Origin of the sequence: Streptomyces sp. NPDC048197, from assembly GCF_043202395.1 — a bacterium.
GTDB classification, from domain to species: Bacteria; Actinomycetota; Actinomycetes; order Streptomycetales; family Streptomycetaceae; genus Streptomyces; species Streptomyces siderophoricus.
In genome coordinates this window covers 620,998-645,755 of sequence record NZ_JBIDAJ010000001.1, presented here as the reverse complement: position 1 = coordinate 645,755, position 24,758 = coordinate 620,998, and the positions used below count along the sequence as shown (strand labels likewise).

The following is a 24,758-nucleotide window of genomic DNA, read 5'->3' as shown; positions in this document are numbered from 1 at the left end:
CGGCCCGTGCCGCGGTGGCCGGATTCGTCCGTTTCATGGCCGGATCCGCCCCGGATCGGTCGCGCACCGTCGTAGGTATGCTCGCCGCCATGCCGCCCTCCCCCTCACCACGGCCCCGACGGGCCGAGCCGCCCGTGCGGGCCCGCGGTGACGCCTGCCCGGGAGCACTGCGGCTGCATCCGGCCGCCGACGGCCATCTCGCCCGAGTACGCATCCCCGCCGGTGACTTGACGGCTCGTCAGGCGCACGCGCTGGCCGATGCCGCGGACCTGCTCGGTGACGGCCGGCTGTCCCTGACCTCGCGCGGCAACGTCGAGCTGCGCGGCCTGCCGGACGGCTGCGGCGGCCGCCTCGCCGAGCTGCTGCACGACGCCGGCCTGCTGCCCTCCGAACGCCACGAACGCATCCGCAACATCCTCGCCTCCCCGCTGGCCGGACTGGACCGGAACACCCCTGCTGACGTGCGGTGGTGGGCCCGCCGGCTGGACGAGCTGCTGTGCGCGAGCGACTCCGCACCTGCGCTGTCCGGCCGCTTCCTGTTCGTCCTGGACGACGGGCGGGGCGATGTGGCGGCGCTCGGCGGCGATGTGACCTTGGTCGCAGAATCGGGCATCACGGGTGACGGGGCGGCCGGCGGCGGGGCGCTGCTGCGGGTCGGCGACGACCCGGCGGCGCTGCGGATCGCCGGCCCGGACGCACCGCGCGCGGCACTGGCCGCCGCCGAGACGTTCCTGACCGCCGCGGCGGCCGGCGGCACCGGCGCCTGGCGGGTGCGTGAACTCCCCGAGGGCCACGCACTGTCGGCGCGGGACGTGGCGGCGGGGCTGCGCGCGGCGGGCATCGAGGCGTCGTACGTGGCGGAGGGGGAAGGTGTGGCCGAGCCAGTGGTCCGCCACGCGGACTCCTCCGCCCCCGGCATCATCGAGGGCCGCGACGGCCGCCGCGCGCTGTCCGTACTGGCGCCGCTCGGCAGGCTGTCGGTGGCCCAGTGGCGGCTGCTCGCCTCCCTCGCGGCCGACGAGGGATCCGGCGGACTCCGCCTCACCCCGTGGCGCGGCATCGTCGTCCCCGGCCTGCCGGCCGCCGCGGCCGCGCCCCGCCTCCGCGCACTGTCCGCCGCCGGCCTGGTCACCGACCCGTCCTCCCCCTGGCACCGCATCGGCGCCTGCACCGGCCGACCGGGCTGCGCCAAGTCCCTCACCGACGTCCGCGCGGACGTGACGGCCGCGGTCGAGGCGGGCGTACCCCTGCCACCAGGCCTCCCCGCATCCATTCCCGTGCCACCGTCAGCCCCCCTCTACTGGTCCGGCTGCGAGCGCCGCTGCGGGCATCCGCACGGCACCTGGATCGACGTACTGGCGACGGAGGCGGGATACCGGGTCGCGGTCGTCGGCCCGGACACACCGCGGCCGACGCCGCCGGCGACAGCAACACCGACCACACCGACAGCGACAGCAACCCCCGCGTCATCCGCAGTACCGGCACCATCCGCACCACCCGCAACACCAGGAACGCCAGAAACGAGGCCAGAGTGACCGCGTTCGACTACGAGAAGGACGGTGCGGAGATCTACCGCCAGTCCTTCGCCACCATCCGCGCCGAGGCGGACCTCGCCGGCCTGCCCGCCGACGTCAGCCGGGTCGCGGTCCGGATGATCCACGCCTGCGGCATGGTCGACCTCGTACGCGATCTGGCCTTCACCCCCGGTGTGGTGACCGCCGCCCGCAAGGCGCTGCGTGACGGCGCGCCGATCCTCTGCGACGCCAACATGGTCGCCAGCGGCGTCACCCGCAAGCGGCTGCCGGCCGGCAACGAGGTGCTCTGCACGCTGGCCGACCCCGCGGTGCCGGACCTGGCCGCCCGGATGGGCACCACCCGCAGCGCCGCGGCCCTGGAACTGTGGCGGGACCGCATGGAGGGCGCCGTCGTCGCGTTCGGCAACGCCCCGACCGCCCTCTTCCGGTTCCTCGAAATGATCGAGGAGGGCGCTCCCCGCCCGGCCGCCGTGATCGGCATACCCGTCGGCTTCATCGGCGCGGCGGAGTCCAAGGACGCCCTCATCGCCCATCCGTCGGAGCTGGACCACATCGTGGTGCGCGGACGGCGCGGCGGCAGCGCCATGGCCGCGGCCGCCCTCAACGCCCTGGCTAGCGAGGAAGAGTGAGCGTGAGCGAGCAGCAGGAAACCGGCACCGGCACGGGCGCCCGCACCGGGACCACCGGCCGTCTCTACGGCGTGGGCCTCGGCCCCGGCGACCCGTCCCTGATGACCGTGCGGGCCGTCGACGTCATCGCCGAGGCCGACGTCATCGCCTACCACAGCGCCCGCCACGGCCGTTCGATCGCGCGCTCCATAGCGGCCCGGCACCTGCGCGCCGACCACATCGAGGAGGCGCTGGTCTACCCGGTCACCACCGAGTCGACCGACCACCCCGGCGGCTACCGCGGCGCGCTCGACGAGTTCTACGAGGAGGCCGCGGAGCGCCTGGCCGCGCACCTCGACGCCGGCCGCACGGTGGCGGTCATCTCCGAGGGCGACCCGCTCTTCTACGGCTCCTACCAGCACATGCACAAGCGGCTCGCGCACCGCTACCCGACCGAGGTGATCCCCGGCGTCACCTCGATCAGCGCCGCCGCGGCCCGCCTGGGCAAGCCGCTCGCGGAGGCCGACGAGGTCCTGACGATCCTCCCCGGCACGCTGCCCGAGGAGGAACTGACCGCCCGCCTGGCCTCCACCGACACCGCCGTGGTCATGAAGCTGGGCCGCACCTTCCCGACCGTCCGCCGCGCCATGGAACGCGCCGGCCGCCTCCCCGAAGCCCACTACGTCGAACGCGCGACGATGCCCGGCGAACGCACCGCCGACCTCGCCGCGATCGACTCCGACACCGTCCCCTACTTCTCCGTCACGGTCGTCCCCAGCCGCATCGCGGCCCAGTCGGCACCGCAGCCCTCCAAGACCCCGGCGTCCGCACGGGGAGCAGGCGAGCTGGGTGAGGTACGCGAGCTGGATGAGCTGGACGAACTGGGCGAAGTGGTCGTCGTAGGCACCGGCCCGGCGGGCCCCCTCTGGCTCACCCCCGAGTCCCGCGGCGCCCTCGCCGCCGCCGAGGACCTGGTCGGCTACACCACCTACCTGGACCGCGTCCCGGTACGCCCCGGCCAGCGCCGCCACGCCTCCGACAACAAGGTCGAGTCCGAACGCGCCGAACTCGCCCTGGACCTGGCCCGCCGCGGCCGCCGGGTGGCCGTGGTCTCCGGCGGCGACCCGGGCATCTTCGCCATGGCGACAGCAGTCCTGGAAGTCGCCTCGCAGGACCCGTACCGCTCGATCCCGGTCCGCGTCCTCCCCGGCGTCACCGCCGCCAACGCGGCCGCCGCCCGCGCCGGTGCCCCCCTCGGCCACGACTACGCGGTCATCTCCCTCTCCGACCGTCTCAAGCCGTGGGAGGTCATCGCCGAACGCCTCCATGCCGCCGCCTCCGCCGACCTGGCCCTCGCCCTCTACAACCCCGGCTCCCGCAGCCGCACCTGGCAGGTGGCCAAGGCCCGCGAACTCCTCCTGGAACACCGCGCCCCGGACACCCCGGTCATCCTCGCCCGCGACATCGGCGGCCCCGGGGAATCCGTCCGCACCGTCCCCCTCGCCGACCTCGACCCCACCCAGGTCGACATGCGCACCCTCCTGATCATCGGCTCGTCCCAGACGCAGAAGGTACGACGCGACGACGGCACGGAGATCGTGTGGACACCGCGGAGGTATCCGGAGAAGTAGCAGGCAGGTGGGTGTGGGCCCCGGACACGAGCCCGGGGTCACGCCCCTTGCCGGCAAACCTGACACCGGTCCGTGCCGTCCCACTCCTCCCACCCGAAGGCGGTGGGCGCAAAGGGGCGGCCCTCCAGTTCCTCGCGCACGGCCACGCGGTAGGCCCAGACCGCTTCGAGGTAGGGGTGATAGACGTCGTGGAAGGCGCGCGAGTTGTGCCGCGCCCCTTCCGCAACGGCACGCTGCAGCGCCCGCAGCCGCTCGAACATGGCCTGTCCGGCACCGGCAACGGCGGTACTCGCGTCGATGAACAGCCGCTCCCGCACCTCATGGATCGCAGCGTCGGTCAGCGCCGCACGCGCGGCGGCACCGACATCCGCCTCGTCATCCGCCCACTGGGCGATCTGCCGAAGCCGCGCGTGGCACACCCCGGCAGCGGAGATGAACTCGATGTAGACCGCCCGCCGCCGCTCCGCACTGCTACGGGCTTTCTCGTGGCGCTGCTTGAGTTGATCCGCAAGCACGGTCCCGGAAATGGCGATCAGACCACCACTCACGGTCGCGACGAGCGTCCCCCAGTCCACACGTCCCCCTTCACGGTGGCGATGAACGACGACCAGGCGGCAGCGCGGATGCGCAGCACCGGACCGTTCGGGTTCTTGCTGTCCCGGACGGACACGGTGTGCGGGAGCCCGTCGGCTACCTCCACGCAGTTGTCAGCTCCGCCGTCGCTGTAGCTGCTCTTGCGCCACACCGTCACAACCGGCCACCCTTCACCGTCGCTATGAATGAGCCCCAATGCGTCAGCCGGGACGTACAGCACCGGGCTGTCGGGAAGCTTGCTGTCGCGGACGGGTACGACACCGGTGAAACCAGCGGCTACCTCGACGCAGTTGTTGTCTCCGCCGTCGCTGTAGCTGCTCTTGCGCCACACCGTGCCGCTCCGACCGGGCAACGCAGTCATAGCCGCCCGTCCTTCACCGTCTCTATGAATGAGGTCCACGCACCGGCGGTGACGCGCAGCACCGGACCGTCGGGAACCTTGCTGTCACGGACGGGGACGATGTCGGTGAAACCGTCGGCCACCTCGACGCAGTTGTCCTCACCGCCATCGCTGTAGCTGCTCCTGCGCCAAGCCGCACCCGCAAGGTCTGAGGTCGTCTTCATGGCTTGCTTTCCTCCACCAACTGCCGGATGAACGCTGCTGAGTCGGACGGCGGAAGTGCCGCGTCTCGAAGCCGATCGTAGGACAGGCGGTATCGAGTGATTTCGTCTGGCTCTTCGATCAGTTCGCTTGACGTGTTGCCTTCCAAGTGGGCAACAGCGCTCCCGTCCGCCATCCAGAGGATCGTCAGGGAGCCACCCATGAGGTTATGCACGCCGGTCGCGAACGGAAGTACCTGGATGGCCATATGAGGCGCCTCCGCAGCCTCAGCAAGCCGCGCTAGTTGGCCATGCCACACCACCGGATCGGGGGCTGGGCGCCGTAGCGCCGCCTCGTCGAGGATGATCCGAATGCTCGGCGGTCGGTCTCGCTGGAGGAGCTCCTGCCTGCCCATGCGGGCCGCGACGGCTTCTTCCAGCTCATCGGGACTTATGGGTGTCGGGGAAGAGGAGAGCACCACCCGGGCGAAGGCCTCGGTCTGCAACAAGCCAGGGACAACCACCGAGTACTTGTGGATGATCACGGCCTTCGCCTCGTACCGCATGAACTCGCGATACCTGTCCTTGAACGCATCCAGCCGCGCCAACCTCCACAACCGCACCAGCAGTTCGCCCGTCCCGTGGACCCGGTCGAGCGCCTCCATCACCGGTAGCTTCGAGAGGCGTTCGCCGGTTTCCAGGCGGTGCAGGTACGTGCGGTCGTAGTTGGTTTCCTCGGCCAGTTGGGCCAGGGATTTGCCAGCCGCCTCGCGTAACCGACGGAGTTCGCAGGCGAGGACCCAGCGGGCGGAATCCTCGTTATCGGAATTCTTTTCGACCATCCCCACTCTCCCCTTGTTGCCCTTTTCCACGGCAACGTCCACCTACTTTCACAAGCGGCGTCGCGCCAGCAACTCTAGTGACCAGCAAGGGCGTTGACATCACCCGCCAGGATCCGAACTTGGGGAAGGAAAGAAATAGATGGTGGAGCGCAGTCGGGCGGCCGCGACGATCAAGGATGCGGAGGAGGCGCGGGATGAGTTGCGGGTGGCGCTGAAGGGAGCGGGAGTGACCTTGCCCTCGCTGACCCTGGACGGCGTCTCGCTGGTGGGGGACTTTCCGCGGCCGCTCGTGGACCTGGGGCGTTGTACGCCGCAGACTGCGCGGCGGCTGGCTGAGGCATTGCGGGGCGAGGTTCGGTGAATGGTTCGGTGAGGGGCGAAGGGAACGAGGCCGGCACGACACGTGATCCGGAACGCGTGGCGCGGAATGCGGAAACCACACGGCGGCGGCTCGAAGAGCTGGTGGAGCGGGTACGGGAAGCGAATCGGTTCAGTGTTCGGTGGCCTCGGTGAAAAGGCGCGTCCGGAGCCAATTCTCCGCGTCGGCCGGAGTGGCCACCTCCGGAATTCCCACCGGTGTCGGGGGCCGGCGTACGACCACTACCGGAATTCCCGCCTCACGGGCCGCGGTCAATTTCGGGGCGGTGGCCGCCGCGCCGCTGTCCTTCGTCACGAGGACGTCGATGCGGTGAGTGTGGAGCAGTTCGCGCTCGCCCTCCAGGGTGAAGGGGCCGCGGTCGAGGAGCACCTCCATCCGGGGCGGGTGCGGGGGCTCGGGGGCGTCGACGGAGCGGACGAGGAACCAGAGGTCGGTGAGGCGGGAGAAGTGGGCCAGGCCCATGCGGCCGGTGGTGAGGAAGATGCGGGAGCCGAGGGTGGGGAGGAGCGTGGCGGCCTCCTCCAGGGAGGCGACCTGGTGCCAGGTGTCGTCGGGGCCCGGTACCCAGCCGGGACGGCGGAGCGCCAGCAGGGGAACATGAGTGGTGGCGGCCGCGTGGGCCGCGTGGAAACTGATCGTGCCGGCGAAAGGATGGGTGGCGTCGATGAGCGCGTCCACCGCGTGCTCGCGCAGCCAGCGGGCAAGGCCGTCGGGGCCGCCGAAACCGCCGATGCGGACCTCCCCGTCGGGCAGGCGCGGCGCCGCCACCCGGCCGGCCAGCGAGGTCGTCACACGCAGGGCCGGCTCGGCGGCCAGGGCGGCGGCCAGGCGGCGGGCCTCCGTAGTACCGCCGAGGATGAGTACGTGGCGTGGCGGGCGGGCTGCGTCGGGCATGGGATGTGGGTTCCTCCGTGGGTGAAGCGCAACGGCGGCAGGGTACGGGGCGGCCGGATGGCGGGACGCCCGAGGGCGGGCAGCAACCGGCCGCGAGCGGGAAGCAGGCCGCCGCGGGAGGGCAGCAGACCGCCGCGGGAGGGCGGAGTGCGCAGCTTGCGCACACCGGGCTGCGGCCCGGTTGGACGACCGGTGCGTGTGCGACGGCGGCGAGCACGGCCGCGTACACCGCGCTGCTGACCGGCGAGTTCCCGGACCCGGTGACGATCACTCTGCCGAAGGGGCAGACGCCGTCGTTCGCGCTGGCGGTGGAGGAACTGGACGCCGGGACCGGCAGCGCCATGGCCGGGGTGGTCAAGGACGCGGGGGACGATCCGGACGTGACGCACGGGGCGTTGGTCCGGGCGCGGGTGCGGGTGCTGTCGCCCGGGTCCGGCGTGGTGTTCAAGGCCGGGCCGGGTGTGGGGACCGTGACCCGTCCCGGGCTGCCGCTGGACGTCGGCGAGCCCGCGATCAACCCCGTACCGCGGCAGATGATGCGGGAGCACCTGACCGAGGTGGCCCGTCGGTACGGCGGTGCCACGGTGCCCGGTTCGGGAACCTGTTCGGGAACCGGTGCGGAGCCCGGTGCGGAGCCCGACATCGAGGTCGAGATCTCCGTCGATCACGGGGAGGAGATCGCCCGTAGTACATGGAATCCGCGGCTCGGCATCCTGGGCGGGCTGTCGATCCTGGGGACCACCGGGATCGTGGTCCCGTATTCGTGCTCGGCGTGGATCGATTCCATCCGGCGTGGGGTGGATGTGGCGCGTGCGGCGGGACGTACGCATGTGGCGGGGTGTACGGGATCGACGTCGGAGAAGGTCGCGGTCGCGCTGCACCACCTGCCCGAGGACGCCCTGCTGGACATGGGGGACTTCGCGGGGGCGGTGCTCAAGTACGTGCGGCGGCACCCGGTGGACCGGCTCACGATCTGCGGCGGGTTCGCCAAGCTGTCCAAACTGGCGGCCGGGCACCTGGATCTGCACTCGGCACGGTCCCAGGTGGACAAGGGGTTCCTCGCGGAGCTGGCCCGGCAGGGCGGGGCCGACGAGGCGCTGGCGGAGGCGGTGGCCGCGGCCAACACCGGGCTGGGGGCGCTGCAGTTGTGTACGGCGGCCGGGGTGCCACTGGGCGATCTGGTGGCGGCGAGGGCGCGGGACGAGTCGCTGGCCGTGCTGCGCGGGGCGCCGGTCGCCGTCGACGTGCTCTGCATCGACCGGGCCGGGATGGTGGTCGGCCGGGCGGAGCCGCGGGGGCCCGGGGGCAGCGACCGGCGCCGCTGACGCCGGCCGGGGGCCCGGGGCCGGCGGCAGGCGCCGCTGACGGCGGCCGGGGCCCCGCGGCTCGCGCCCGTGGCCTTCCTTCAGTGCCTGGCGCGGAGGACGTCCTTGCGCCCCGCCTGGGCGGCGTCGCGGAAGCGGTAGCCCATGCGGTCCGCCACGCAGTCGGGGCCGTTGGTCAGGCTGCCCAGGGCCGTGCCGAGGGCGCAGGTGGCGAGGCGCAGCGGGCTGTCGCGCATCCAGTCCGTGCGGTACTGGCGCTCGCTGGTCCGGCGGCTGTTGCTCCGGCTGTAGTCGCGCAGGCCCGAGGTGTCGGGCGTCCGGGCCGCCGTGTCGGTACTGCCGCCCACCGGTGCGGGGTCGGTCTTCGGCCGGGCGGCTGCCTGGTGGGCCGGGGTGTCGGCGGCGGCGACGGTGCCGCCGGCGAGGGTGAGCAGGGCTGCGGCGGCGACGGATCCGGCGGCCAGTCTCGTGCGGGTGCGGGTGCGCATCGTGGGTGCTCCTTTGCTCGGGTGCCGCGGGCTTCCCTTGGTCCGCGCGTGTCCACGTTGCTTACCGGCCCCCGAGCGGCCGGTAACGGACATTCATCGGACATTCACCCCGATGCGGTCATATGATCAGTCAGACGCCCGAGCGGCGCGGGCCGGAGGTCCGATCAGCCGGCGTCGGACGTCTGAATCAACCTGCGTCGGACGCCGCACGCCCGCCCGGTACGGCCCCCGGCCCGCCGTCGCACGGCCCGTGCGGGCGCTCGCGGTCGGTCGAGTACAGGTGGCTGTCGCGGAACTGCTCGGCACCCAGCGTGCGGCCGACCATGATGACCGCCGTACGGACCACGCCCGCGGCCTTCACCTGGTCCGCGATGTCGGCGAGGGTGCCGCGCAGGACGAGTTCGTCGGGGCGGGAGGCCATGGCGACGACGGCGGCCGGGCAGTCGGCGCCGTAGTGCGGCAGGAGTTCGGCGACGACCCGGTCGACGTACATCGCCGCGAGGTGGAGCACCAGCAGGGCACCGCTGCGCCCGAGGGTGGCGAGGTCCTCGCCCTCGGGCATCGGGGTGGCGCGCTGCGCGACGCGGGTGAGGATGACGGTCTGGCCGACGGTGGGCACGGTCAGTTCGCGCTTGAGCGCGGCGGCCGCGGCGGCGAACGCGGGGACGCCCGGCACCACCTCGTACGGCACGCCGGCCGCGTCCAGGCGGCGCATCTGCTCGGCGACGGCGCTGAAGACGGACGGGTCGCCGGAGTGCAGCCGGGCGACGTCGTGGCCCTCCTCGTGGGCGCGGACCATCTCGGCGGTGATGGTGTCGAGGTCCAGCTGCGCGGTGTCGATGAGCCGGGCGCCGGGCGGGCACTCGGCGAGCAGTTCGCGCGGCACCAGGCTGCCGGCGTAGAGACAGACCCCGCAGGAGGCGAGCGTGCGGGCGCCGCGGACGGTGATCAGGTCGGGGGCGCCGGGGCCGGCACCGATGAAGTGGACGGTCATGGTCGTTCGGTCTCCTGGGAGGCGGCGATACGGGGCGGCGGACGCTGAGGGGGGACGGGGGCGGTACGGGCAGAGGGTGGCACCGGAGGGCGGGTTACGGCCGGTCTTCCGGTGGTTTGACCGCCGACCACTGGGTCACCGGCATCGCCTGCCGCCAGCCCGTGAAGCCGCCGACCGGGGCGGCGTGGGCGACCGCCAGCCGGACCAGTTCGCCGCCGTGCCGCCGGTACCGGTCGGCGAGCAGCGCCTCGGACTCCAGCGTCACGGTGTTCGCGACGATCCGGCCGCCCGGGGGCAGCGCCTCCCAGCAGGCGTCCAACAGGCCGGGGGCGGTCAGCCCGCCGCCGATGAACACCGCGTCCGGGGTGGGCAGGCCGGCCAGCGCGGCGGGCGCGGGGCCCTGGACGACGCGCAGGGCCGGGACGCCGAGGGTGTGCGCGTTGCGGCCGATCCGCTCGGCCCGTACGGGGTCGCGTTCGACGCTGACGGCGCGGCAACTACGGTGCGCGCGCAGCCACTCGATGGCGATGGAGCCGGAGCCGCCGCCGATGTCCCAGAGGAGTTCGCCGGGGGCGGGGGCCAGCGCGGCGAGGGTGACGGCGCGGACGTGGCGCTTGGTGAGCTGGCCGTCGTGCTCGTACGCGGTGTCGGGGAGGCCCGGGACGGTGGAGAGCGGCACGGTGCCGGGCTCCCGGGCGCAGTCGAGGGCGATGACGTTGAGCGGATCGCCGGGCTCCCGGCCCCAGTCGGCGGCGTGGCCCTCGGTCAACTGCTCCCGCTCGCCGCCGAGTTGCTCCAGTACGCGCATCCGGGTCGGCCCGAAACCGTGCGCGCGCAGGAGGGCGGCGACCTCGGCGGGGGTGCCGGCGCCGGCGGACAGGACGAGCAGCCGGTGGCCGTCGTACAGCGCGCGGGCCAGGTTCTCGACGGGCCGCCCGACGAGCGTGACGACCTCGGTGTCCTCGACCGGCCAGCCGAGGCGGGCGCACGCGTAGGAGACGGCGGAGGGGTGGGGCAGCACCCGGAGCCGGTGCCCGGCGCCGCTCTCCGCCAGGACCTCGGTCAGCGTCCGCCCGATGCCGTAGAACATCGGGTCACCGCTGGCCAGGACGCACACCCGGCGTCCGGCGTGCGCGGCGAGCAGCCCGGGGACGGCGGGGCGCAGCGGCGAGGGCCAGGTGACGCGCTCACCGGGGCACTCCCCCTCGGGCAGCAGCGCGAGCTGGCGGGCGCCGCCGATGAGGACCTCGGCCGCCCGCAGCACCTGCTGCGCGGCCCCGGACAGACCCGCCCAGCCGTCGGCTCCGACGCCGACGACGGTGAGGTGCTCGGAACCGGCCGGTGCGGATGGTGCGGGGCTCACTGCCGATTACCTCTTGCCTCTCGCCTCGGGACCTCAAGCGCGTGTCGTACGGGAGCGGAAACTCTACTGACCGGGGTGGGACGGGCGTGGGGCCGGGCCGGGCGGGCGGTCCGACCGGACGGTCCGGGTCCGTTGGCGCGGTCTCACCGGTTGGCCACCTCATCGCCCTGACCAGGCACGATACGCCGTTCGACGGTAATGACAACGGTCACCGGTGCAGCCTTTGGATCTTTTGTCGAAGTGCTGTTTGCTTCGCAAGGAGGGGACCGGAGGAAGGAGCGCCATGAGCGGCGACGCGCACAGCCACGGGCACAGCCACGGGCACGGGCACAGCCATGCGCACGGGGTGGCGCCGGACGCCGACCGGCGGTGGCTGCGGGCCGCGCTCGGGCTGCTCACCGCGTACATGGCGGTCGAGGTCGTCATCGGTGTGCTGGCCGGATCGCTGGCGCTGATCTCGGACGCCGCCCACATGCTCACCGACGCGGTCTCGATCCTGCTGGCCCTGATCGCGATGCGGCTGGCGGCGCGGCCGGCGCGCGGCGGGTACACCTACGGGCTCAAGCGCGCCGAGATCCTGTCCGCGCAGGCCAACGGCATCACCCTGCTCCTGCTGTCGGTCTGGCTGGCGTACGAGGCGGTGCAGCGGCTGATCTCGCCGCCCGCGGTGGGCGGGGCGATGGTCCTGTGGACCGCGCTGTCCGGGATCGTGGTGAATCTGATCTGCACCTGGCTGCTGTCCAGGGCCAACCGCTCCAGCCTGAACGTCGAGGGCGCCTACCAGCACATCCTCACCGACCTGTTCGGCTTCGTGGCCACCGCGCTCTCCGGTCTCGTCGTACTGACCACGGGCTTCGAGCGGGCCGACGCGATCGCCACGCTCGTCGTCGTCGCGCTGATGCTGCGGGCCGGTACGGGGCTGGTGCGGGAGTCCGGACGGATCTTCATGGAGGCCGCGCCGGCCGGCCTGGACCCGGACGCGCTGGGCGACCGGCTGGTATCCCAGGACGAGGTCGTCGAGGTGCACGACCTGCACATCTGGCAGATCACCTCCGGGCAGCCGGCGCTCTCCGCGCACATCCTGGTGGCCCCCGGCGGCGACTGCCACAAGGTGCGCCGCGGTCTGCAGGAGCTGCTGAGCGGCGAGTACCGCATCACGCACGCCACGCTCCAGGTCGATCACGTCGGGGAGCAGGCCGAAGCGGGCGAGGTGCTGACACTCGGCCCGCGGCCCGGCACCGGGTCACCGGCCGAGCCGCCCACCGCCCCCGACCACTGCGCGGACGCACACGGGCCGGTGCACCGGCCCGGGCCGCACCGGCACTGAAGCCCCAGGTCCCGCAGGCCCGCGTCCGCCGCTGCGCCCTCACTCGGGTGAACCCGGAGCGGTGGCGGGCCGCATGACACCGGTCGCGGCCGGCGCGATGCTCCGATGGCGGCATGAGAACCGGCATGAGAACCGGCACGAGGGCCGCCGTCGTCTGCGCGCTGCTGTGCGCCGCCACGCTCCCCGGCCCGTCCACCCTCGCGTACGCCCGGCAGGTCGCGCAGGCGCCGCCGGCCGTCTCCGTCACGGTCGCGGTGACGGACGGGACCGACGACGCCGAGGCGGGGCGGCGGCTCGACTACCGCGTGACCGTGCACAACCTGGGCGCCGAGGACGTCCACGGGGTCCGGATCGAGCAGCGGATGCCCGCGACCACGACCGCCGTGACCGCTGCCGACGGCGTCGTCGAGGGGCGCGGGACGGAGGAGCGGAAGGTCACCTGGCGCGCCGATCTGCCGGCCCACGACATCCAGGTGTTCACCGCCGAGGCCGTGCTCGGTGACCGTCCCGCCGGCGCCGCCACCGCCGCGCCCGGGACCCTGCGGGCCGCCGCCACCGCCTGTGTGTACCTGGGCGGTTCCTACGCGCCGGTGGCCTGCTCGGGCGATGTGGACGACCTGCCGGAGTCCCGGGCCGAGGACGCGGACGGCGGTGGCTGGGCATGGTGGGCGATGGCCGCCGCGGTCGCGGCGCTGCTCGCGCCGGGGGCGGTGCGGGCGGTGCGCCGCCGGCGGGCGGCCGGCCCGGGCGCCACCGGCTGAGCCCACCGCCGACGGCCGGGCCCTGGCCGGGCTCACCCATTGGCACCGGTCCCGGTCGCGGGCGCCTGGCGTTCGCACTTGCCTGGAAGGTGGTCGCCGTGATCGCCGGGCAGGAAAGGACAGGACGCCATGCCAGCGAGCGCACCCGTACGCCTGGGCGGGCGGGTGACGGAGGGGGACGGGCCGCCGGCCGGAGCGCGGTGGCCGGGGCGCGCGCTGGCCGGCGGGGTGCTGCTGGTCGTGGGGGCGCTGCTGCTGCCGCTGAGCCTGGCCGCCACCTGGGCGCGGTACCGGCTGACCGAGACCGACGGCTATGTGGCGGCGGTGGCACCGCTGGCCGGGAACGCCGCCGTGCAGCAGGCCGTGGTCGACGACGTGACGCACTCGGTGATGGCGCACGTCCGGATCGACGGGCTGCTGAAGGCCGTCAGCCCCGCCCGGCGGCCCGCGGTGCGCCGCCATTTCACCCGCGGCATCCGGGAGTTCGTGGCCAAGCAGGTGCGGCAGGTGGTCACCGGGCGCGGCTTCCCGGCGATGTGGAAGGGCGTGCACCGGTCCGCGCACCGGACGCTGGACGGCAGCCTCGCCGCGTCCGGCGACCCCCGTTCCCCGGTCACGCTCGATCTGACCCCCGTCGTCGAACGGGTCCGCCGCCAGGTGGCGCACAACGGCATGGGGCTGGACCTGCTCCGCCGGGTGCCGCGGTCCGGGGTGGAGATCGTGCTGCTCAAGGCCCCCGACGTGCCGCGGATCCGGGCCGGTTACGAGGTCGTCCGCAGGGGGGCGCTGCTGCTGCCGCCGGCCGCCGCGCTGTGTCTGGGCGGCGGGCTGCTGCTGGTGCGGCGCCGGCGGCGGGCGCTGGTCTGTGCCGGTACGGGCTGCGCGGCGGCCGCCGCCCTGCTGGCCGTGGCGCTGGCGCTGGTGCGCGGCCGCACGCTGGCGGCCCTGCCCACGATGATCTCCCGGCCGGCGGCCGGGGCGTACGCCGATGCGCTCACCGGACCACTGCGTACCGGGGTCTGGCTGCTGGTCGGCGCGGGGGTGCTCACCGCGGTGCTGGCCGCGGCGGGGCCGCCGGCGGTCCGGGCCTGGCGGAACCGGAGCTGACGCCCGGTCGCTCAGACGGTCAGGACGGTCTTGCCCTGGGCGCGGCCGGTGCGGCTGGTCTCCAGGGCCTCGGGGGCCTCTTCGAGGGGGACCTCGCGGCCGACCAGGACCGTCAGCCGGCCCGCGTCCACGTGCCCGGCCAGGATCTCCAGGAGCTGCGGCGAGGGGCGGTTGACGAAGTTGAAACCGCGCAGGTTCTGTTCGGTCAGCTCGTCCGCGTCCGCCGAGCCGATCAGCGAGACGGCGGTGCCCCCGTCGCGTACGGTCCGGGTCAGCTCGGCGAACTCGGCCGGGCCGCCGGTCATGTCGATCAGCACGTCCACGCCGTCCGGGTGGGCCGCGAGGACCTGGTCGGCGACCGGGCCCGCGGTGTGGTCGACGGTCTCCGCGGCACCCAGCGTGCGCATCAGCTCCGCCTTGGCCGGGCGGGCGGTGGCGATCACCTCCGCGCCGCGGCCGGCCGCCAGCTGGGTGGCGAAGGTGCCGACGCCACCGGTCGCACCGACGATGAGGACCCGCTTGCCCTCGCTGATCCGGGTCTCCTCGACGAGGTTGTACGCGGTCATGCCGGCCGTCGGCAGCGCCGCGGAGGTCGCGTAGGTGACGCTGCGGGCGGCGTGCGCGATGCGGTTCTCGTCGGCGAGGGCCAGTTCGCAGTACGAGCCGCCGCCCCGCTCCGGCCGCTGGAACTGGCCGAACACCGCGTCGCCGACGGTGAACCGCCGGACCCCGGTGCCGATCGCGAGCACCTCACCGGCCCCGTCCGTGCCCAGCACCAGGGGGAAGGCCACCGGAACGGCGTCGCCGAACATGCCGTCGGCGATCTTCCAGTCGACGGGGTTGAGTCCGGCGGCGGCCAGCCGCACCAGGACCTCGCCCGGCCCTGGTTCGGGCTGCGGCAGATCCATGAGCTGCGGCTGTTCACCGAATGCGCTGACTGCTACGGCTCTCATCGTGGCGTTCCCTTCCACCCTTTCGACCGGTGGCCGGAGTGGATCGTAAGCACGCCGGTGCGGCCGGACGCGGCAGGAGGAGAGGCGGTGCGGCGGAAGCAACTCGTACGGCCCCCGGGCCATGCGCCCAGCCGGGCCGGGGCATGCCGCCAGCCGGGGATGCGCGGCGTTGCGGCGAAGGGCGTTCACCTCGCAGGAAGGTGCCCCTCGGGTACACATGACGCCATGCGCGTTCTGGTGGTGGCGGACGAGGAATATCTCGCGGAGCTGATCGCGGCCGGCCTGCGCCGCGACGCGATCGCCGCGGACATCGCCCACGACGGCCGGGAGGCGCTGGCCAAGATGCGGCTCGGCGCGTACGACGTACTCGTCCTGGACCGCGATCTGCCCGGCCCGCACGGCGACGACATCCGCCGGCACGTCGTGGAACGGGGCCGGCCGACCCGGATGCTGATGCTCACCGCGTCCGGCACGGCCCACGACCGGGTGGGGGACCGGGTGGAGGGTCCGGGCCTGGGCCTGGGTGCCGACGACTACCTCGGCAAGCCGTTCGCGTACGAGGAGTTGCTCGCCCGGGTACTGGCGCTGGGCCGGCGGGCCCGGCCCACGCGGCCGCCGGTCATCGAGCGGGCCGGCGTCACCGTCGACACCGCCCGCCGGCTCGCGCTGCGCGACGGACGGCCGCTGCCGCTGTCCCGCCAGGAGTTCGGGGTGCTGGAGGTGCTGCTGCGGGCCCAGGGCGCGGTGGTCAGCGGGGACGATCTGATCGAGGAGGTGTGGGAGGAGCACACCAGCTACCGCACCAACGCGGTCCAGGTCACGCTCAGCACGCTGCGCGCCAAGCTCGGCGACCCCCCGGTGATCGAAACCGTGCCGGGCGCCGGCTACCGGCTGCGCGGCCGGTGAGGCTGCCCGACTGCCCGGCGGAGCACGGCGGCATGACCCGATTGCCCGCATGACGCGAAGGGGCGCGAGCAGCGGGATTCAATGGGCCAATGATCCGGTTCGAGTCCGTCACCAAGCAGTATCCCGACGGCACCACCGCCGTGGACGACCTGTCCTTCGAGGTCGCGGAGGGGGAGCTGGTGACCCTCGTGGGGCCGTCCGGCTGCGGCAAGACCACGACCATGATGATGGTCAACCGGCTCATCGATCCCACCCGCGGACGGATCTTCGTCGACGGTGCGGACATCGCCGGCGTCGACCCCGTCCGGTTGCGCCGCCGGATCGGCTACGTCATCCAGCAGACCGGCCTCTTCCCGCACCGGACCGTCCTCGACAACACCGCCACCGTGCCCTTCCTGACCGGCTGGAAGAAGGCCGAGGCACGGGCCCGGGCCGCCGAACTCCTGGACCTGGTGGGGCTGGACCCGGACGTCTACGGCCCGCGCTACCCCGACCAGCTCTCCGGCGGCCAGCGCCAGCGCGTCGGCGTGGCCCGGGCCCTCGCCGCCGATCCGCCCGTCCTGCTGATGGACGAGCCGTTCGGGGCGGTCGATCCGGTCGTCCGCGAGCGCCTCCAGAAGGAGTTCCTGCGGCTGCAGGCCACCATGCACAAGACGGTGCTGCTGGTCACCCACGACATCGAGGAGGCCATCCGGCTCGGCGACCGGATCGCGGTCTACGGGGCCGGCCGGATCGAGCAGTACGACACCCCCGCGAGCGTCCTGGGCGCCCCGGCCACCCCCTACGTCGCCGAATTCGTCGGCACCGACCGGGCGTTGAAGCAGCTGTCGGTCACCGGGATCGACCACGGCGACCTCGAACGCCCGCCGTTCGCCCGCCTCGGTGAACCGGCCTCCGAGGCGGCGCGACGGCTACGGGCCGAGGGCGCCCGGTGGGCGGTGGTGCTGGACGAGGACGGCGAACTGCACGGCTGGGTGGGCGCCGAGGAACTGGCCGGCGCCGGGGGCACGGTCGCCGGGCACGCCCGGCGGATGGAGGCGTGGGTGCCGTTCACCGGCACGTTGAAGGCCGCGTTCAGCGAGATGCTCAAGCACGACGCCGGCTGGATCGCGGTCCTGGACGGCCACCGCTTCCTCGGCGTCCTCACCCCGACCAAGCTGCACGAAGCGCTGCGCCGCACCATCGACTCGGACGAGCGGGGGGTGCCGCGGGACCGGGCGCGGGTGGACTCGGTACCGACGCAGTGAGGCACGATCACGAGCGTTCCTGGCCGGCTGTTTCACGTGAAACGCCGCGGTCGCGAACAGGGCGCCGGTTTCACGTGAAACACGCAGCCTTTGCCGGCCACCGCCCGCCGCCCACCACCCGCCTCAGCCCTTCGGCAGCAGCCCCTTCTCCCGCAGGTAGTTGCGCGCCACATCCGCCGGCAACCGTCGCCAGCTGTCCACCTGCTCGTTGAGATGCGCCAGGTCAGCTGTGGTCAGGACCGTGTTGAGGCGGTTGAGCGCGGCGGCCGGCCGGGCGCTGCCCGCGCGGGCCCGGTTGACGACGGGCAGCACGTAATCGGCGTTCTGCAGCTTCTTGTCGTCGGCGAGCAACACCAGCCCGAACTGGCCCAGGGTCGCATCGGTGCTGGTGGTCAGCACCATCTGGTCCTGCCCGTTCTGCACGGCCTGCTTGGCGGGGGTGGTGCCGACGCCCTTGGGGTCGATGGCGGTGAGGTTGATCCCGTACTTCTTCCGCAACCCCGGGGCACAGAACGGCCGTTGTACGCATTCCTCGCCCGCCGCGAGCCGCACCGGCAGTTTGGCGCGGCCCAGGTCGCTGAGGGTCTTGAGGTGGTGGGTGCGGGCGTACGCGGCGCTCACCGCGAACGCGTTCTGGTCCACGGCCCGGCCGGGCGGGAGCACGGTCAGCCCGCGGGGCCCGGCCAGCCGGCGCAGCGCCCGCAGCGTCGCACCGAGGTCGGGAGAGGCGACCGGGGGCACGGTGGAGCCGTGCTCCTTGGCGTTGAGCCAGTCCGCGAAGGTGGCCGCGTACTCGGGCACCACGTCGATCTGCCCGGCCTCCAGCGCCGGTTCGTACAGTTCGCGGTTGCCGACGGTGAGGACGTGGGTGCGGTACCCGGTGTGGTCGAGCAGTGCGGCGTACATCTGGGCCAGCAGCTCGCTCTCGGTGAAGCCGGCCGAGCCGATCGCCAGATCGCGGCTGTCCCCGGGCGGGGCGGTGATCCGCGAACGGGTCTCCAGGGAGGGGCCGGTGCCGCAGCCGGCGAGCACCGGCAGCGCGCTCAGGCCCAGCGCCACGAGGGCGGCGCCCGCCCCGGCCCTCACCGGCCCCGCCCCCGCGCCCAGCCGCCCGGCGCATACCGTTCGACCAGCTCGAACCCGGCCTCCATCAGCAGGGCGAACACCGCGACCAGCACCGCACCGGCGACCACCTGCGGGGTGCTGGCGAGGCTGAATCCCGCGGTGATGATCCGGCCGAGCCCGCCGCCGCCCACCAGCGCGGCGAGCGTGGCGGTCGCGACGAGCTGGACCGCGGCGATCCGCACGCCGGTCAGGACGAGCGGGAAGGCGAGCGGCACCTCGACCCGCCACACCAGCTGCGCCCCGGTCATCCCCATGCCCCGCGCGGCCCGCACCACGTCCCGGTCCACGTCGCGCATCCCGACATACGCATTGGTCAGCAGCGGCGGAACGGCGAACAGCACCAGCGCGATGATCGTCGGCCACTGCCCGTGCCGGCCGACGGGGGTGAGCAGCAGCAGGACCAGCACGGCGAAGGTCGGGACGGCGCGGCCGACGTTGGCGAGATTGACGGCCAGTGCCCCGCCGCGCCCGAGGTGACCGAGGGTCAGCGCGACCGGCAGCGCGATCAGCGCGCTGATGAACAGGCAGGAGACGGTGAGGACGAGGTGCTGGACGAGGCGGTGCCAAACGCCGTTCTCACCCGCCCAGTTGGCGCCGGTGGTCAGCCAGTCCCAGACCGCGGAGAGGGTGTTCACGCCCGCCGCCCCGATGCCGCCGCGACCGGCTGCTCGCGCCCGACGGCGGTGCGGCCCCGCCACCGTGCCCGCCGACCCCGCGCCGTACGGCCCGCCCGCCGCCAGGGCGTGAGCAGCCGCTCCACGCCGAGCAGCAGCAGGTCGAAGACGATCGCGATCAGGACGCACAGCACGGACGCGGTGAGCACCTGCGCCTTGAAGAAGGAGTTCATCCCGGCGTAGATGAGGTTGCCCAGCCCGCCGTAGCCGACGATCGCGCCGACGGTGGTGAGTGCCACCGCCGAGACCGTCGCGATCCGCAGCCCGGCCATCGCGGCGGGCACCGCCAACGGGAGTTCGACGGTGAGCAGTTGGCGCAGCGGACCGTAGCCCATGCCGCGGGCGGCGTCCCTGGCCTCGGCCGGTACGCCGTTCAGCCCGGCCAGGAGGTTCCGTACGAGCAGGGTGAGCGAGTACAGGGCCAGCCCGACCACGACGAGCGTGGCGGACAGCCCGTAGACCGGCAGCAGCAGCGAGAACATCGCCAGCGACGGGATCGTGTAGAGGACCGTGGTCACCCCGAGGACCGGCCCGGCCGTCCAGCGCCGGCGGCGGGCCAGCAGCGCCAGGGGCACCGCGAGCAGCAGCCCGAGCGCCACCGAGACGACGGTCAACTGGACGTGCTGAAGGACCGCGTCGAGCAGGATCTGCCGGCGGGTGGACAGGTACTCGCCGCAGATCCACTCGTTACGGGCCAGACAGTCGTCCGGCGGAGGTGCGGTCACGGTAGAAGTCCACCCCGGCGGGGTCGGGGTGTCGCGGCGGACGCGTCCGATCGTGCCCTGACCTTGCCCGGGGGCCGTGCTCGCGCCTCTCTCCACCCCATGTATACATCGAGTGTGTACTGCGTGTATATAGTCCGGGAAGTGCGCGGCAGACATCCACAACCGGACTGCCCCGAACACCCCCACCGCCCGCAGCACGAGCACTGGAGAGAGCCCCGTATGCCGAAGCACTTCCGCACCACCGGCCGCAGGCGCCGCACCTCCATAGCCGGGCTGCTGACGGCGGCCTGCCTGGCCCTCGCCGTCAGCGGCTGCGCCTCGTACGACGTGACCGCACCGGCCGACGCCCGCGCCGACGCAACGGGCAGCGCGACCGGGGCGAAGAACGGGAAGGGAGGGGGCCAGGAGGGCGCCGGGCAGGACGTCGACTGCCGCAAGGCCAAGTGCGTCGCGCTCACCTTCGACGCGGGCCCCAGCGAGAACACCAACCGCCTGCTGGACATCCTGAAGAAGGAGAAGGTGCACGCGACCTTCTTCATGCTCGGCAAGAACCACATCGCGAAGCGCCCCGCCGAGGTACGGCGGATCGACGCCGAGGGCCACGAACTGGCCAACCACACCTGGTCGCACCAGATCCTCACCGAGATCGAGCCCGCCGAGGCCAAGCGCGAGCTCTCCCGGGTCCAGGACGCGGTCCGCAAGATCACCGGAAAGACGCCCACGCTGATGCGCCCGCCGCAGGGCCGCACCGACGACAAGGTCTCCGAGATCAGCAAGGGACTCGGACTGGCCCAGGTCCTCTGGAGCGTGACGGCCAAGGACTACGAGACCAACGACTCGGCGCTGATCACCAAGCGGGTGCTGGAACAGACCGACCGCGACGGCATCATCCTGCTGCACGACATCTACCGGGGCACGGTCCCGGCCGTCCCCGGCATCCTCAAGGAGCTCAAGAAGCGCGGCTACACGATCGTCACGGTCTCCCAGCTGCTCTCCCCGGCGAAGCCGGAGCCGGGGATGGTGTACCGGCCGTAGCGGCAAGGGCCGTTACCGGCGCGGGGACGCCGGCCCGCCCGGGAACGCCGTGAGCCCGGCCCCGAGAAGGGGCCGGGCTCACGGCTACCGCTATGACTCCCCGCGTTTTCCGGCGGGTTCGGGCTCGCTCAGCCCTGCGGCCGCTCGGCCTCCACCCGCCGACGGCCCTTGTCATCGGCCGCCCCGGGGGCCTTGGCCGGCCCGGTCGGCTTCGCCGGGGCGCCGCCCTGGCCCACCTTGGCGCCCGGCTTGCGCTGCGCCGGCAGCGGCACGGTGTCCTGCGGGAACGTCAGCTGCTGGCTCTGCCACTCAAGGGCCGGGACCACCTCGCGCCGCCAGGTCGTGAACTGGTGGCTGCCCTGGGGCAGGATGATCGAGTCCACCGTCATCGGGGCCTTGACCGCGTGGATGAACTGCATGGTGGCGCCGTAATCGGCCTCGCCCTTACGGCTGCTGGCGACCAGCGTGGAGACCTGCGGCGCGGGCAGGTGCTTCAGCCGCCACAGCAGATCGTGCTCGCGCTCGCGCTGGGCACCTTCCGGGCCGGCGCCGAACAGGCTGCCGGTGGTCAGGTCGTCCTTGATCGCGTAGTCGCCCGAGAGCGAGACCGCCGAGGTGTACACCTTCGGGTTGCGCATCGCCAGCTGCAGCGAGCACGTACCACCCGACGAGTACCCGAACGCGCCCCAGGCGCTGGGGTCATGACCCACCCGGTACGTCGCCTTCATCGCGTCCGGCAGGTCCTTGGTGAAGAACGTCTCCGCCTGCGGCCCGCCCGGCACGTCCACGCACTCGGTGTCGCGCGGCGGCGCGATCGTCGGCCGCACCATCACGATCACGGTCGGCTGCATCCGTCCCTGCGCGATCAGCCGGCCGGCGTTCTGCGGCACCTGCAGATGCTGCGCGAGGTTCATGATCCCGCCCGGGTAGCCGCTGATGACGACCATGACGGGGAACCGCTGCCGGCGGTACTGCTGCTGGAAGTACTGCGGCGGCAGATAGACGAAGCCGGGGTTGATGGCCCGCGTACGGCGGCCGATGATCCGTACGGACTCGATCTTGCCGACCCGGTTGGCGGGCCCCTTGGGCAGGCCGGTCACCCGGTCCAGCCCCTGGGGACCGGCCGGCTGGATCAGCCCGCCCTTCATGTTCCCGACCGACGCGTACTGCCCGCCGCCCTGGCTCACGGCCACCGGCGGCGCCTTCTCGTTGTTGCCCAGCAACTCGTCCCAGTTGCCGTAGAACTCGAAGTTCGTATTCACGGCGAGCGCGAGCGCGCACACGATGGACACCTGGGTGACCACGATGGCGCCCAGCCGGCCCAGGACGGGTCCGATCCCGCGCCGCGACAGCCGGGGCCACAGCCACACCGTGGCGGCCACGCAGGCAACCGCCAGCACGATCACCGTGTATTCGAGCGACTGACTGGTCAGCCCCATGCGCCCACATCTCCCGTCACCCTCGGAAGGGTTCTTGCCTTCTTACGGCCGCCTAAGGCACAACGGGCGGCTCCGGACAATGGTCACCGGAGAAGACGGGCACACCTGCGCATCGGATACCTGAACGACCCACTTCTTACTTACCTCTTGCCACATCGTTTCCGCGGCGTGATGTGCGAGCACCCCGGAAGGCCACCCGGAACCCCTCGCAACCACACAGGTCCAGACCAACTCCCCCTCCATTGCGGCCTCCACGCTCCGCCCCGAGACCTGCCGTCACGGATGTGATACCCCGGCGCCGTGCCCCCGCGATGTCACGCCGGCCCCGGCCGAAACCCGACCCGACACCGGATCGCCCTGGATGGCCCCCAAATGGCCCACGGATGGCCCACCACACGAGCCGCAGGGTCCCACGATGAGGCCGCTCCCGGCCGCTACGCTTACGTATCCGTCCTGGTCAGGGACATGTCCGTGCTTCACGGACATACGCCGCACCGCACCCACCACACGCAAGAGAGGTTCGCCGATGGGCATTCGGAGTCTGCTGCGCAACGCTTTCGGTCGCTCCAAGGCGACCCGTGAAGAAACCGGCGCGGCACAGAACAGCGCCGCCCCGGAATCCGCGACCATCCCCGAGGCCCGCGAGGAGTCCACCCCGGCCGCGCCCGCCACGTCCCCCAAGCCGTCCGACAAGCCGTCCGACAAGCCTGTCGAGGCCGAGGTCCCGGCCGCCCGCACGGCACCCGCGGAGCACCCGAGCCCCGAGCCGGCCCCGACGCCCACGACGGCCACCCTGCCCGCCCAGGGCTCCCCGGTGGACCGCGCGGAGAAGCCCGTACGGGAGAACGAGGCAGAGCCCAAGGCCAAGGACGACGACAAGGCCGAGACGCACGCCCCCGAGGCGGACACCGCCGCGCCCGACACCGCCGCCTCCGAGCTCGTGAGCCAGGCCTTCGACAACCCGACCCCGGCCACCAAGCCGGAGCCGCCCACCGCCCCGGAACCGCAGGCCACCGCTGAGGCGGAGGCGACCCCGGAGGTGGAGGCCACCGCTGAGGCGGAGGCGACCCCGGAGGTGGAAGCCACCGCTGAGGCCGAGAGCACCCCTGAGGTGGAGGCCACCGCTGAGGTGGAGGCCGCCCCCGAGGTGGAGGCCAAGTCCGGGGCGGAGGCTGAGGCCGAGTCCGAGGCTGAGGCTGAGCCGGTGCAGGAGGCGACCCCGGAGCCGGCAGCCGAAACCCCGGCAGCCGAGCCCGAGGCCAAGCCCGAGCCCGAGGCCGAGGCCGACCCCGAGGCCGAGGCCGCCCCGAAGGCGGAGGACGCCCCGGAGGCTGAAGCAGCACCGGAGACTGAAGCGGCGCCCGAGGCTGAAGCGGCGCCGGAGCCGGAGGCTGCGACCGTTCCGGAGGTCGCGACCGTTCCGGAGGCGAAGGGAGTTCCCGCCGGTCTCCGCCCCCTTCACGCCTCCGCCGGCGCCACCCTGGAGAAGCACGGCCTCAGCGCCCAGCGCGCCGTCGTCTACCTCGTCCTCGACCGCTCCGGGTCGATGCGCAACTACTACAAGGACGGCACCGTCCAGAACCTCGCCGAGCAGGCCCTCGCCCTCTCCGCGCACTTCGACGACGAGCCCACCGTGCCCGTCGTCTTCTTCTCCACCGACATCGACGGCACCGCCGATCTGGACCTCACCAACTACGAGGGCCGCATCGAGGAGCTGCACGCCGGCCTCGGCCACATGGGGCGTACCAACTACCACTGGGCCGTCAACGCCGTCGTCGAGCACTACAAGAAGTCCGGCACCACCGCCCCGGCCTTCGTCATCTTCCAGACCGACGGCGCCCCGACCTCCAAGCCGGCCGCCGAAAAGGCGCTCTGCGAAGCGGCGAAGCTGCCGATCTTCTGGCAGTTCATCGGCTTCGGCGACCCGGAGGCCAAGGGCTTCGACTTCCTCCGCAAGCTCGACGACCTGACCGTTCCGGAAAAGCGCGCGGTCGACAACGCGGGCTTCTTCCACGCCGGCCGCGACCCCCGCAGCCTCTCCCACGACGAGCTCTACCAGCAGCTGATGGTCGAGTTCCCCGAGTGGCTCACCGAGGCCCGCACCGCCAAGGTCCTCAAGGACGACTGACCCGTCCCGTCCCCCTCATCCCCGCCGGGGGGGGGGGGGGGGGCCCGCCCCCCCCCCCCCCCCCGCCGCGCCCCCCCCCCCCCCCCCCCCCCCCCCCCCCCCCCCCCCCCCCCAAACAAAAAAAAAAAAAAAACAAAA

The 24,758-nt window shown here is 73.0% G+C and carries 25 protein-coding genes; 12 read left to right on the top strand and 13 right to left on the bottom strand.

The annotated features are described in order from the left end of the window. The first annotated feature begins 89 nt into the window (after positions 1-89). From cobG to ACGF4C_RS02890, 3 genes are read left to right on the top strand one after another with little or no spacing between them, the layout of a single operon-like run. Positions 90-1,535 (top strand): precorrin-3B synthase, encoded by a 1,446-nt coding sequence (gene cobG, locus ACGF4C_RS02900; RefSeq protein WP_393562708.1) that lies wholly within the window; start codon positions 90-92, stop codon positions 1,533-1,535. Then, positions 1,532-2,164 (top strand): precorrin-8X methylmutase, encoded by a 633-nt coding sequence (locus ACGF4C_RS02895; RefSeq protein ID WP_362147101.1) that lies wholly within the window; start codon positions 1,532-1,534, stop codon positions 2,162-2,164. Before cobG ends, ACGF4C_RS02895 begins: the two co-directional genes overlap by 4 nt. Beyond that, the gene (locus ACGF4C_RS02890) at positions 2,161-3,774 is read left to right on the top strand and encodes a precorrin-2 C(20)-methyltransferase (RefSeq protein WP_393562706.1); all 1,614 of its coding nucleotides are present in this window, start codon (positions 2,161-2,163) and stop codon (positions 3,772-3,774) included. Before ACGF4C_RS02895 ends, ACGF4C_RS02890 begins: the two co-directional genes overlap by 4 nt. Positions 3,775-3,812: 38 nt before the next feature. Here ACGF4C_RS02890 and ACGF4C_RS02885 read toward each other — a convergent pair whose 3' ends face one another. From ACGF4C_RS02885 to ACGF4C_RS02870, 4 genes are read right to left on the bottom strand one after another with little or no spacing between them, the layout of a single operon-like run. After that, positions 3,813-4,349 (bottom strand): CchlQ, encoded by a 537-nt coding sequence (locus ACGF4C_RS02885; RefSeq protein WP_393562705.1) that lies wholly within the window; start codon positions 4,347-4,349, stop codon positions 3,813-3,815. Continuing rightward, positions 4,319-4,729, bottom strand: a complete 411-nt coding sequence (locus tag ACGF4C_RS02880; protein ID WP_393562703.1) for a DUF397 domain-containing protein — start codon at positions 4,727-4,729, stop codon at positions 4,319-4,321. Before ACGF4C_RS02880 ends, ACGF4C_RS02885 begins: the two co-directional genes overlap by 31 nt. Beyond that, entirely contained in the window at positions 4,726-4,932 is a 207-nt protein-coding gene (locus tag ACGF4C_RS02875; RefSeq protein ID WP_393562702.1) for a DUF397 domain-containing protein, read from the bottom strand. Before ACGF4C_RS02875 ends, ACGF4C_RS02880 begins: the two co-directional genes overlap by 4 nt. Continuing rightward, on the bottom strand, positions 4,929-5,750 hold the full coding sequence (locus tag ACGF4C_RS02870) for a helix-turn-helix domain-containing protein (protein WP_393562851.1): 822 nt from the start codon (positions 5,748-5,750) through the stop codon (positions 4,929-4,931). Before ACGF4C_RS02870 ends, ACGF4C_RS02875 begins: the two co-directional genes overlap by 4 nt. Positions 5,751-5,889: 139 nt before the next feature. Here ACGF4C_RS02870 and ACGF4C_RS02865 point away from each other — a divergent pair, with 139 nt between their 5' ends. Further along, a complete protein-coding gene (locus tag ACGF4C_RS02865) occupies positions 5,890-6,111 on the top strand; it encodes a hypothetical protein (RefSeq protein ID WP_393562700.1) in 222 nt (73 codons plus the stop codon). 129 nt (positions 6,112-6,240) lie between these two features. On the opposite strand, the gene ACGF4C_RS02860 is transcribed toward ACGF4C_RS02865, so the two are convergent. Beyond that, positions 6,241-7,023 (bottom strand): cobalt-precorrin-6A reductase, encoded by a 783-nt coding sequence (locus ACGF4C_RS02860; protein ID WP_393562699.1) that lies wholly within the window; start codon positions 7,021-7,023, stop codon positions 6,241-6,243. Positions 7,024-7,193: 170 nt separating this feature from the next. Between ACGF4C_RS02860 and ACGF4C_RS02855 the strand changes: the two genes are divergently transcribed. Beyond that, a complete protein-coding gene (locus tag ACGF4C_RS02855; RefSeq protein WP_393562849.1) occupies positions 7,194-8,348 on the top strand; it encodes a cobalt-precorrin-5B (C(1))-methyltransferase in 1,155 nt (384 codons plus the stop codon). 80 nt (positions 8,349-8,428) lie between these two features. Here ACGF4C_RS02855 and ACGF4C_RS02850 read toward each other — a convergent pair whose 3' ends face one another. The 3 genes from ACGF4C_RS02850 to cbiE all read right to left on the bottom strand — a co-directional run bounded on the left by ACGF4C_RS02850 (position 8,429) and on the right by cbiE (position 11,193). Beyond that, entirely contained in the window at positions 8,429-8,836 is a 408-nt protein-coding gene (locus ACGF4C_RS02850) for a hypothetical protein (protein ID WP_393562698.1), read from the bottom strand. A gap of 187 nt (positions 8,837-9,023) precedes the next feature. Next, entirely contained in the window at positions 9,024-9,830 is an 807-nt protein-coding gene (gene cobM / locus ACGF4C_RS02845; RefSeq protein ID WP_393562696.1) for a precorrin-4 C(11)-methyltransferase, read from the bottom strand. 94 nt (positions 9,831-9,924) lie between these two features. Next, positions 9,925-11,193, bottom strand: a complete 1,269-nt coding sequence (gene cbiE, locus ACGF4C_RS02840) for a precorrin-6y C5,15-methyltransferase (decarboxylating) subunit CbiE (RefSeq protein ID WP_393562694.1) — start codon at positions 11,191-11,193, stop codon at positions 9,925-9,927. A 283-nt stretch (positions 11,194-11,476) separates the two neighbouring features. Between cbiE and ACGF4C_RS02835 the strand changes: the two genes are divergently transcribed. The 3 genes from ACGF4C_RS02835 to ACGF4C_RS02825 all read left to right on the top strand — a co-directional run bounded on the left by ACGF4C_RS02835 (position 11,477) and on the right by ACGF4C_RS02825 (position 14,388). Then, entirely contained in the window at positions 11,477-12,520 is a 1,044-nt protein-coding gene (locus ACGF4C_RS02835; protein WP_393562692.1) for a cation diffusion facilitator family transporter, read from the top strand. Positions 12,521-12,645: 125 nt separating this feature from the next. Further along, a complete protein-coding gene (locus ACGF4C_RS02830; protein WP_393562691.1) occupies positions 12,646-13,281 on the top strand; it encodes a hypothetical protein in 636 nt (211 codons plus the stop codon). 129 nt (positions 13,282-13,410) lie between these two features. Beyond that, positions 13,411-14,388: a hypothetical protein gene (locus ACGF4C_RS02825; protein ID WP_393562690.1), complete on the top strand. Its 978-nt coding sequence runs from the start codon at positions 13,411-13,413 to the stop codon at positions 14,386-14,388. An 11-nt stretch (positions 14,389-14,399) separates the two neighbouring features. On the opposite strand, the gene ACGF4C_RS02820 is transcribed toward ACGF4C_RS02825, so the two are convergent. After that, positions 14,400-15,341: an NADP-dependent oxidoreductase gene (locus ACGF4C_RS02820; RefSeq protein WP_393562689.1), complete on the bottom strand. Its 942-nt coding sequence runs from the start codon at positions 15,339-15,341 to the stop codon at positions 14,400-14,402. 225 nt (positions 15,342-15,566) lie between these two features. Between ACGF4C_RS02820 and ACGF4C_RS02815 the strand changes: the two genes are divergently transcribed. Both ACGF4C_RS02815 and ACGF4C_RS02810 read left to right on the top strand, forming a co-directional pair. Continuing rightward, positions 15,567-16,247, top strand: a complete 681-nt coding sequence (locus ACGF4C_RS02815) for a response regulator transcription factor (protein ID WP_393562687.1) — start codon at positions 15,567-15,569, stop codon at positions 16,245-16,247. Positions 16,248-16,336: 89 nt separating this feature from the next. Continuing rightward, a complete protein-coding gene (locus tag ACGF4C_RS02810) occupies positions 16,337-17,494 on the top strand; it encodes an ABC transporter ATP-binding protein (RefSeq protein WP_393562685.1) in 1,158 nt (385 codons plus the stop codon). Positions 17,495-17,617: 123 nt separating this feature from the next. Here ACGF4C_RS02810 and ACGF4C_RS02805 read toward each other — a convergent pair whose 3' ends face one another. Genes ACGF4C_RS02805 through ACGF4C_RS02795 form a run of 3 tightly spaced genes read right to left on the bottom strand, consistent with a single transcriptional unit; the run spans position 17,618 to position 20,018 of the window. After that, on the bottom strand, positions 17,618-18,553 hold the full coding sequence (locus tag ACGF4C_RS02805) for an ABC transporter substrate-binding protein (protein WP_393562847.1): 936 nt from the start codon (positions 18,551-18,553) through the stop codon (positions 17,618-17,620). Between the two features lie 23 nt (positions 18,554-18,576). Continuing rightward, complete coding sequence (locus ACGF4C_RS02800; RefSeq protein ID WP_030802809.1) at positions 18,577-19,254, bottom strand: ABC transporter permease; 678 nt, start codon at positions 19,252-19,254, stop codon at positions 18,577-18,579. Continuing rightward, entirely contained in the window at positions 19,251-20,018 is a 768-nt protein-coding gene (locus ACGF4C_RS02795; RefSeq protein ID WP_393562683.1) for an ABC transporter permease, read from the bottom strand. Before ACGF4C_RS02795 ends, ACGF4C_RS02800 begins: the two co-directional genes overlap by 4 nt. Before the next feature lie 219 nt (positions 20,019-20,237). Here ACGF4C_RS02795 and ACGF4C_RS02790 point away from each other — a divergent pair, with 219 nt between their 5' ends. Continuing rightward, on the top strand, positions 20,238-21,053 hold the full coding sequence (locus ACGF4C_RS02790) for a polysaccharide deacetylase family protein (protein ID WP_393562681.1): 816 nt from the start codon (positions 20,238-20,240) through the stop codon (positions 21,051-21,053). Between the two features lie 128 nt (positions 21,054-21,181). Here ACGF4C_RS02790 and ACGF4C_RS02785 read toward each other — a convergent pair whose 3' ends face one another. Then, on the bottom strand, positions 21,182-22,492 hold the full coding sequence (locus ACGF4C_RS02785; RefSeq protein WP_393562680.1) for an alpha/beta hydrolase: 1,311 nt from the start codon (positions 22,490-22,492) through the stop codon (positions 21,182-21,184). 526 nt (positions 22,493-23,018) lie between these two features. On the opposite strand from ACGF4C_RS02785, the gene ACGF4C_RS02780 reads away from it, so the two are divergent. Beyond that, the gene (locus ACGF4C_RS02780; RefSeq protein ID WP_393562678.1) at positions 23,019-24,620 is read left to right on the top strand and encodes a VWA domain-containing protein; all 1,602 of its coding nucleotides are present in this window, start codon (positions 23,019-23,021) and stop codon (positions 24,618-24,620) included. Positions 24,621-24,758: the final 138 nt, after the last annotated feature.

Bases quoted from the DNA above. Each gene is read 5' to 3' on its own strand.
- ACGF4C_RS02880 (WP_393562703.1), bottom strand. From the start codon at position 4,729: ATGACTGCGTTGCCCGGTCGGAGCGGCACGGTGTGGCGCAAGAGCAGC.
- ACGF4C_RS02875 (WP_393562702.1), bottom strand. From the start codon at position 4,932: ATGAAGACGACCTCAGACCTTGCGGGTGCGGCTTGGCGCAGGAGCAGC.
- ACGF4C_RS02865 (WP_393562700.1), top strand. From the start codon at position 5,890: ATGGTGGAGCGCAGTCGGGCGGCCGCGACGATCAAGGATGCGGAGGAG.
- ACGF4C_RS02810 (WP_393562685.1), top strand. From the start codon at position 16,337: ATGATCCGGTTCGAGTCCGTCACCAAGCAGTATCCCGACGGCACCACC.
- cobG (WP_393562708.1), top strand. From the start codon at position 90: ATGCCGCCCTCCCCCTCACCACGGCCCCGACGGGCCGAGCCGCCCGTG.
- cobM (WP_393562696.1), bottom strand. From the start codon at position 9,830: ATGACCGTCCACTTCATCGGTGCCGGCCCCGGCGCCCCCGACCTGATC.
- ACGF4C_RS02790 (WP_393562681.1), top strand. From the start codon at position 20,238: ATGCCGAAGCACTTCCGCACCACCGGCCGCAGGCGCCGCACCTCCATA.
- ACGF4C_RS02850 (WP_393562698.1), bottom strand. From the start codon at position 8,836: ATGCGCACCCGCACCCGCACGAGACTGGCCGCCGGATCCGTCGCCGCC.
- ACGF4C_RS02780 (WP_393562678.1), top strand. From the start codon at position 23,019: ATGGGCATTCGGAGTCTGCTGCGCAACGCTTTCGGTCGCTCCAAGGCG.
- ACGF4C_RS02830 (WP_393562691.1), top strand. From the start codon at position 12,646: ATGAGAACCGGCACGAGGGCCGCCGTCGTCTGCGCGCTGCTGTGCGCC.
- ACGF4C_RS02820 (WP_393562689.1), bottom strand. From the start codon at position 15,341: ATGAGAGCCGTAGCAGTCAGCGCATTCGGTGAACAGCCGCAGCTCATG.
- ACGF4C_RS02825 (WP_393562690.1), top strand. From the start codon at position 13,411: ATGCCAGCGAGCGCACCCGTACGCCTGGGCGGGCGGGTGACGGAGGGG.
- ACGF4C_RS02860 (WP_393562699.1), bottom strand. From the start codon at position 7,023: ATGCCCGACGCAGCCCGCCCGCCACGCCACGTACTCATCCTCGGCGGT.
- ACGF4C_RS02870 (WP_393562851.1), bottom strand. From the start codon at position 5,750: ATGGTCGAAAAGAATTCCGATAACGAGGATTCCGCCCGCTGGGTCCTC.
- ACGF4C_RS02815 (WP_393562687.1), top strand. From the start codon at position 15,567: ATGCGCGTTCTGGTGGTGGCGGACGAGGAATATCTCGCGGAGCTGATC.
- ACGF4C_RS02835 (WP_393562692.1), top strand. From the start codon at position 11,477: ATGAGCGGCGACGCGCACAGCCACGGGCACAGCCACGGGCACGGGCAC.
- ACGF4C_RS02785 (WP_393562680.1), bottom strand. From the start codon at position 22,492: ATGGGGCTGACCAGTCAGTCGCTCGAATACACGGTGATCGTGCTGGCG.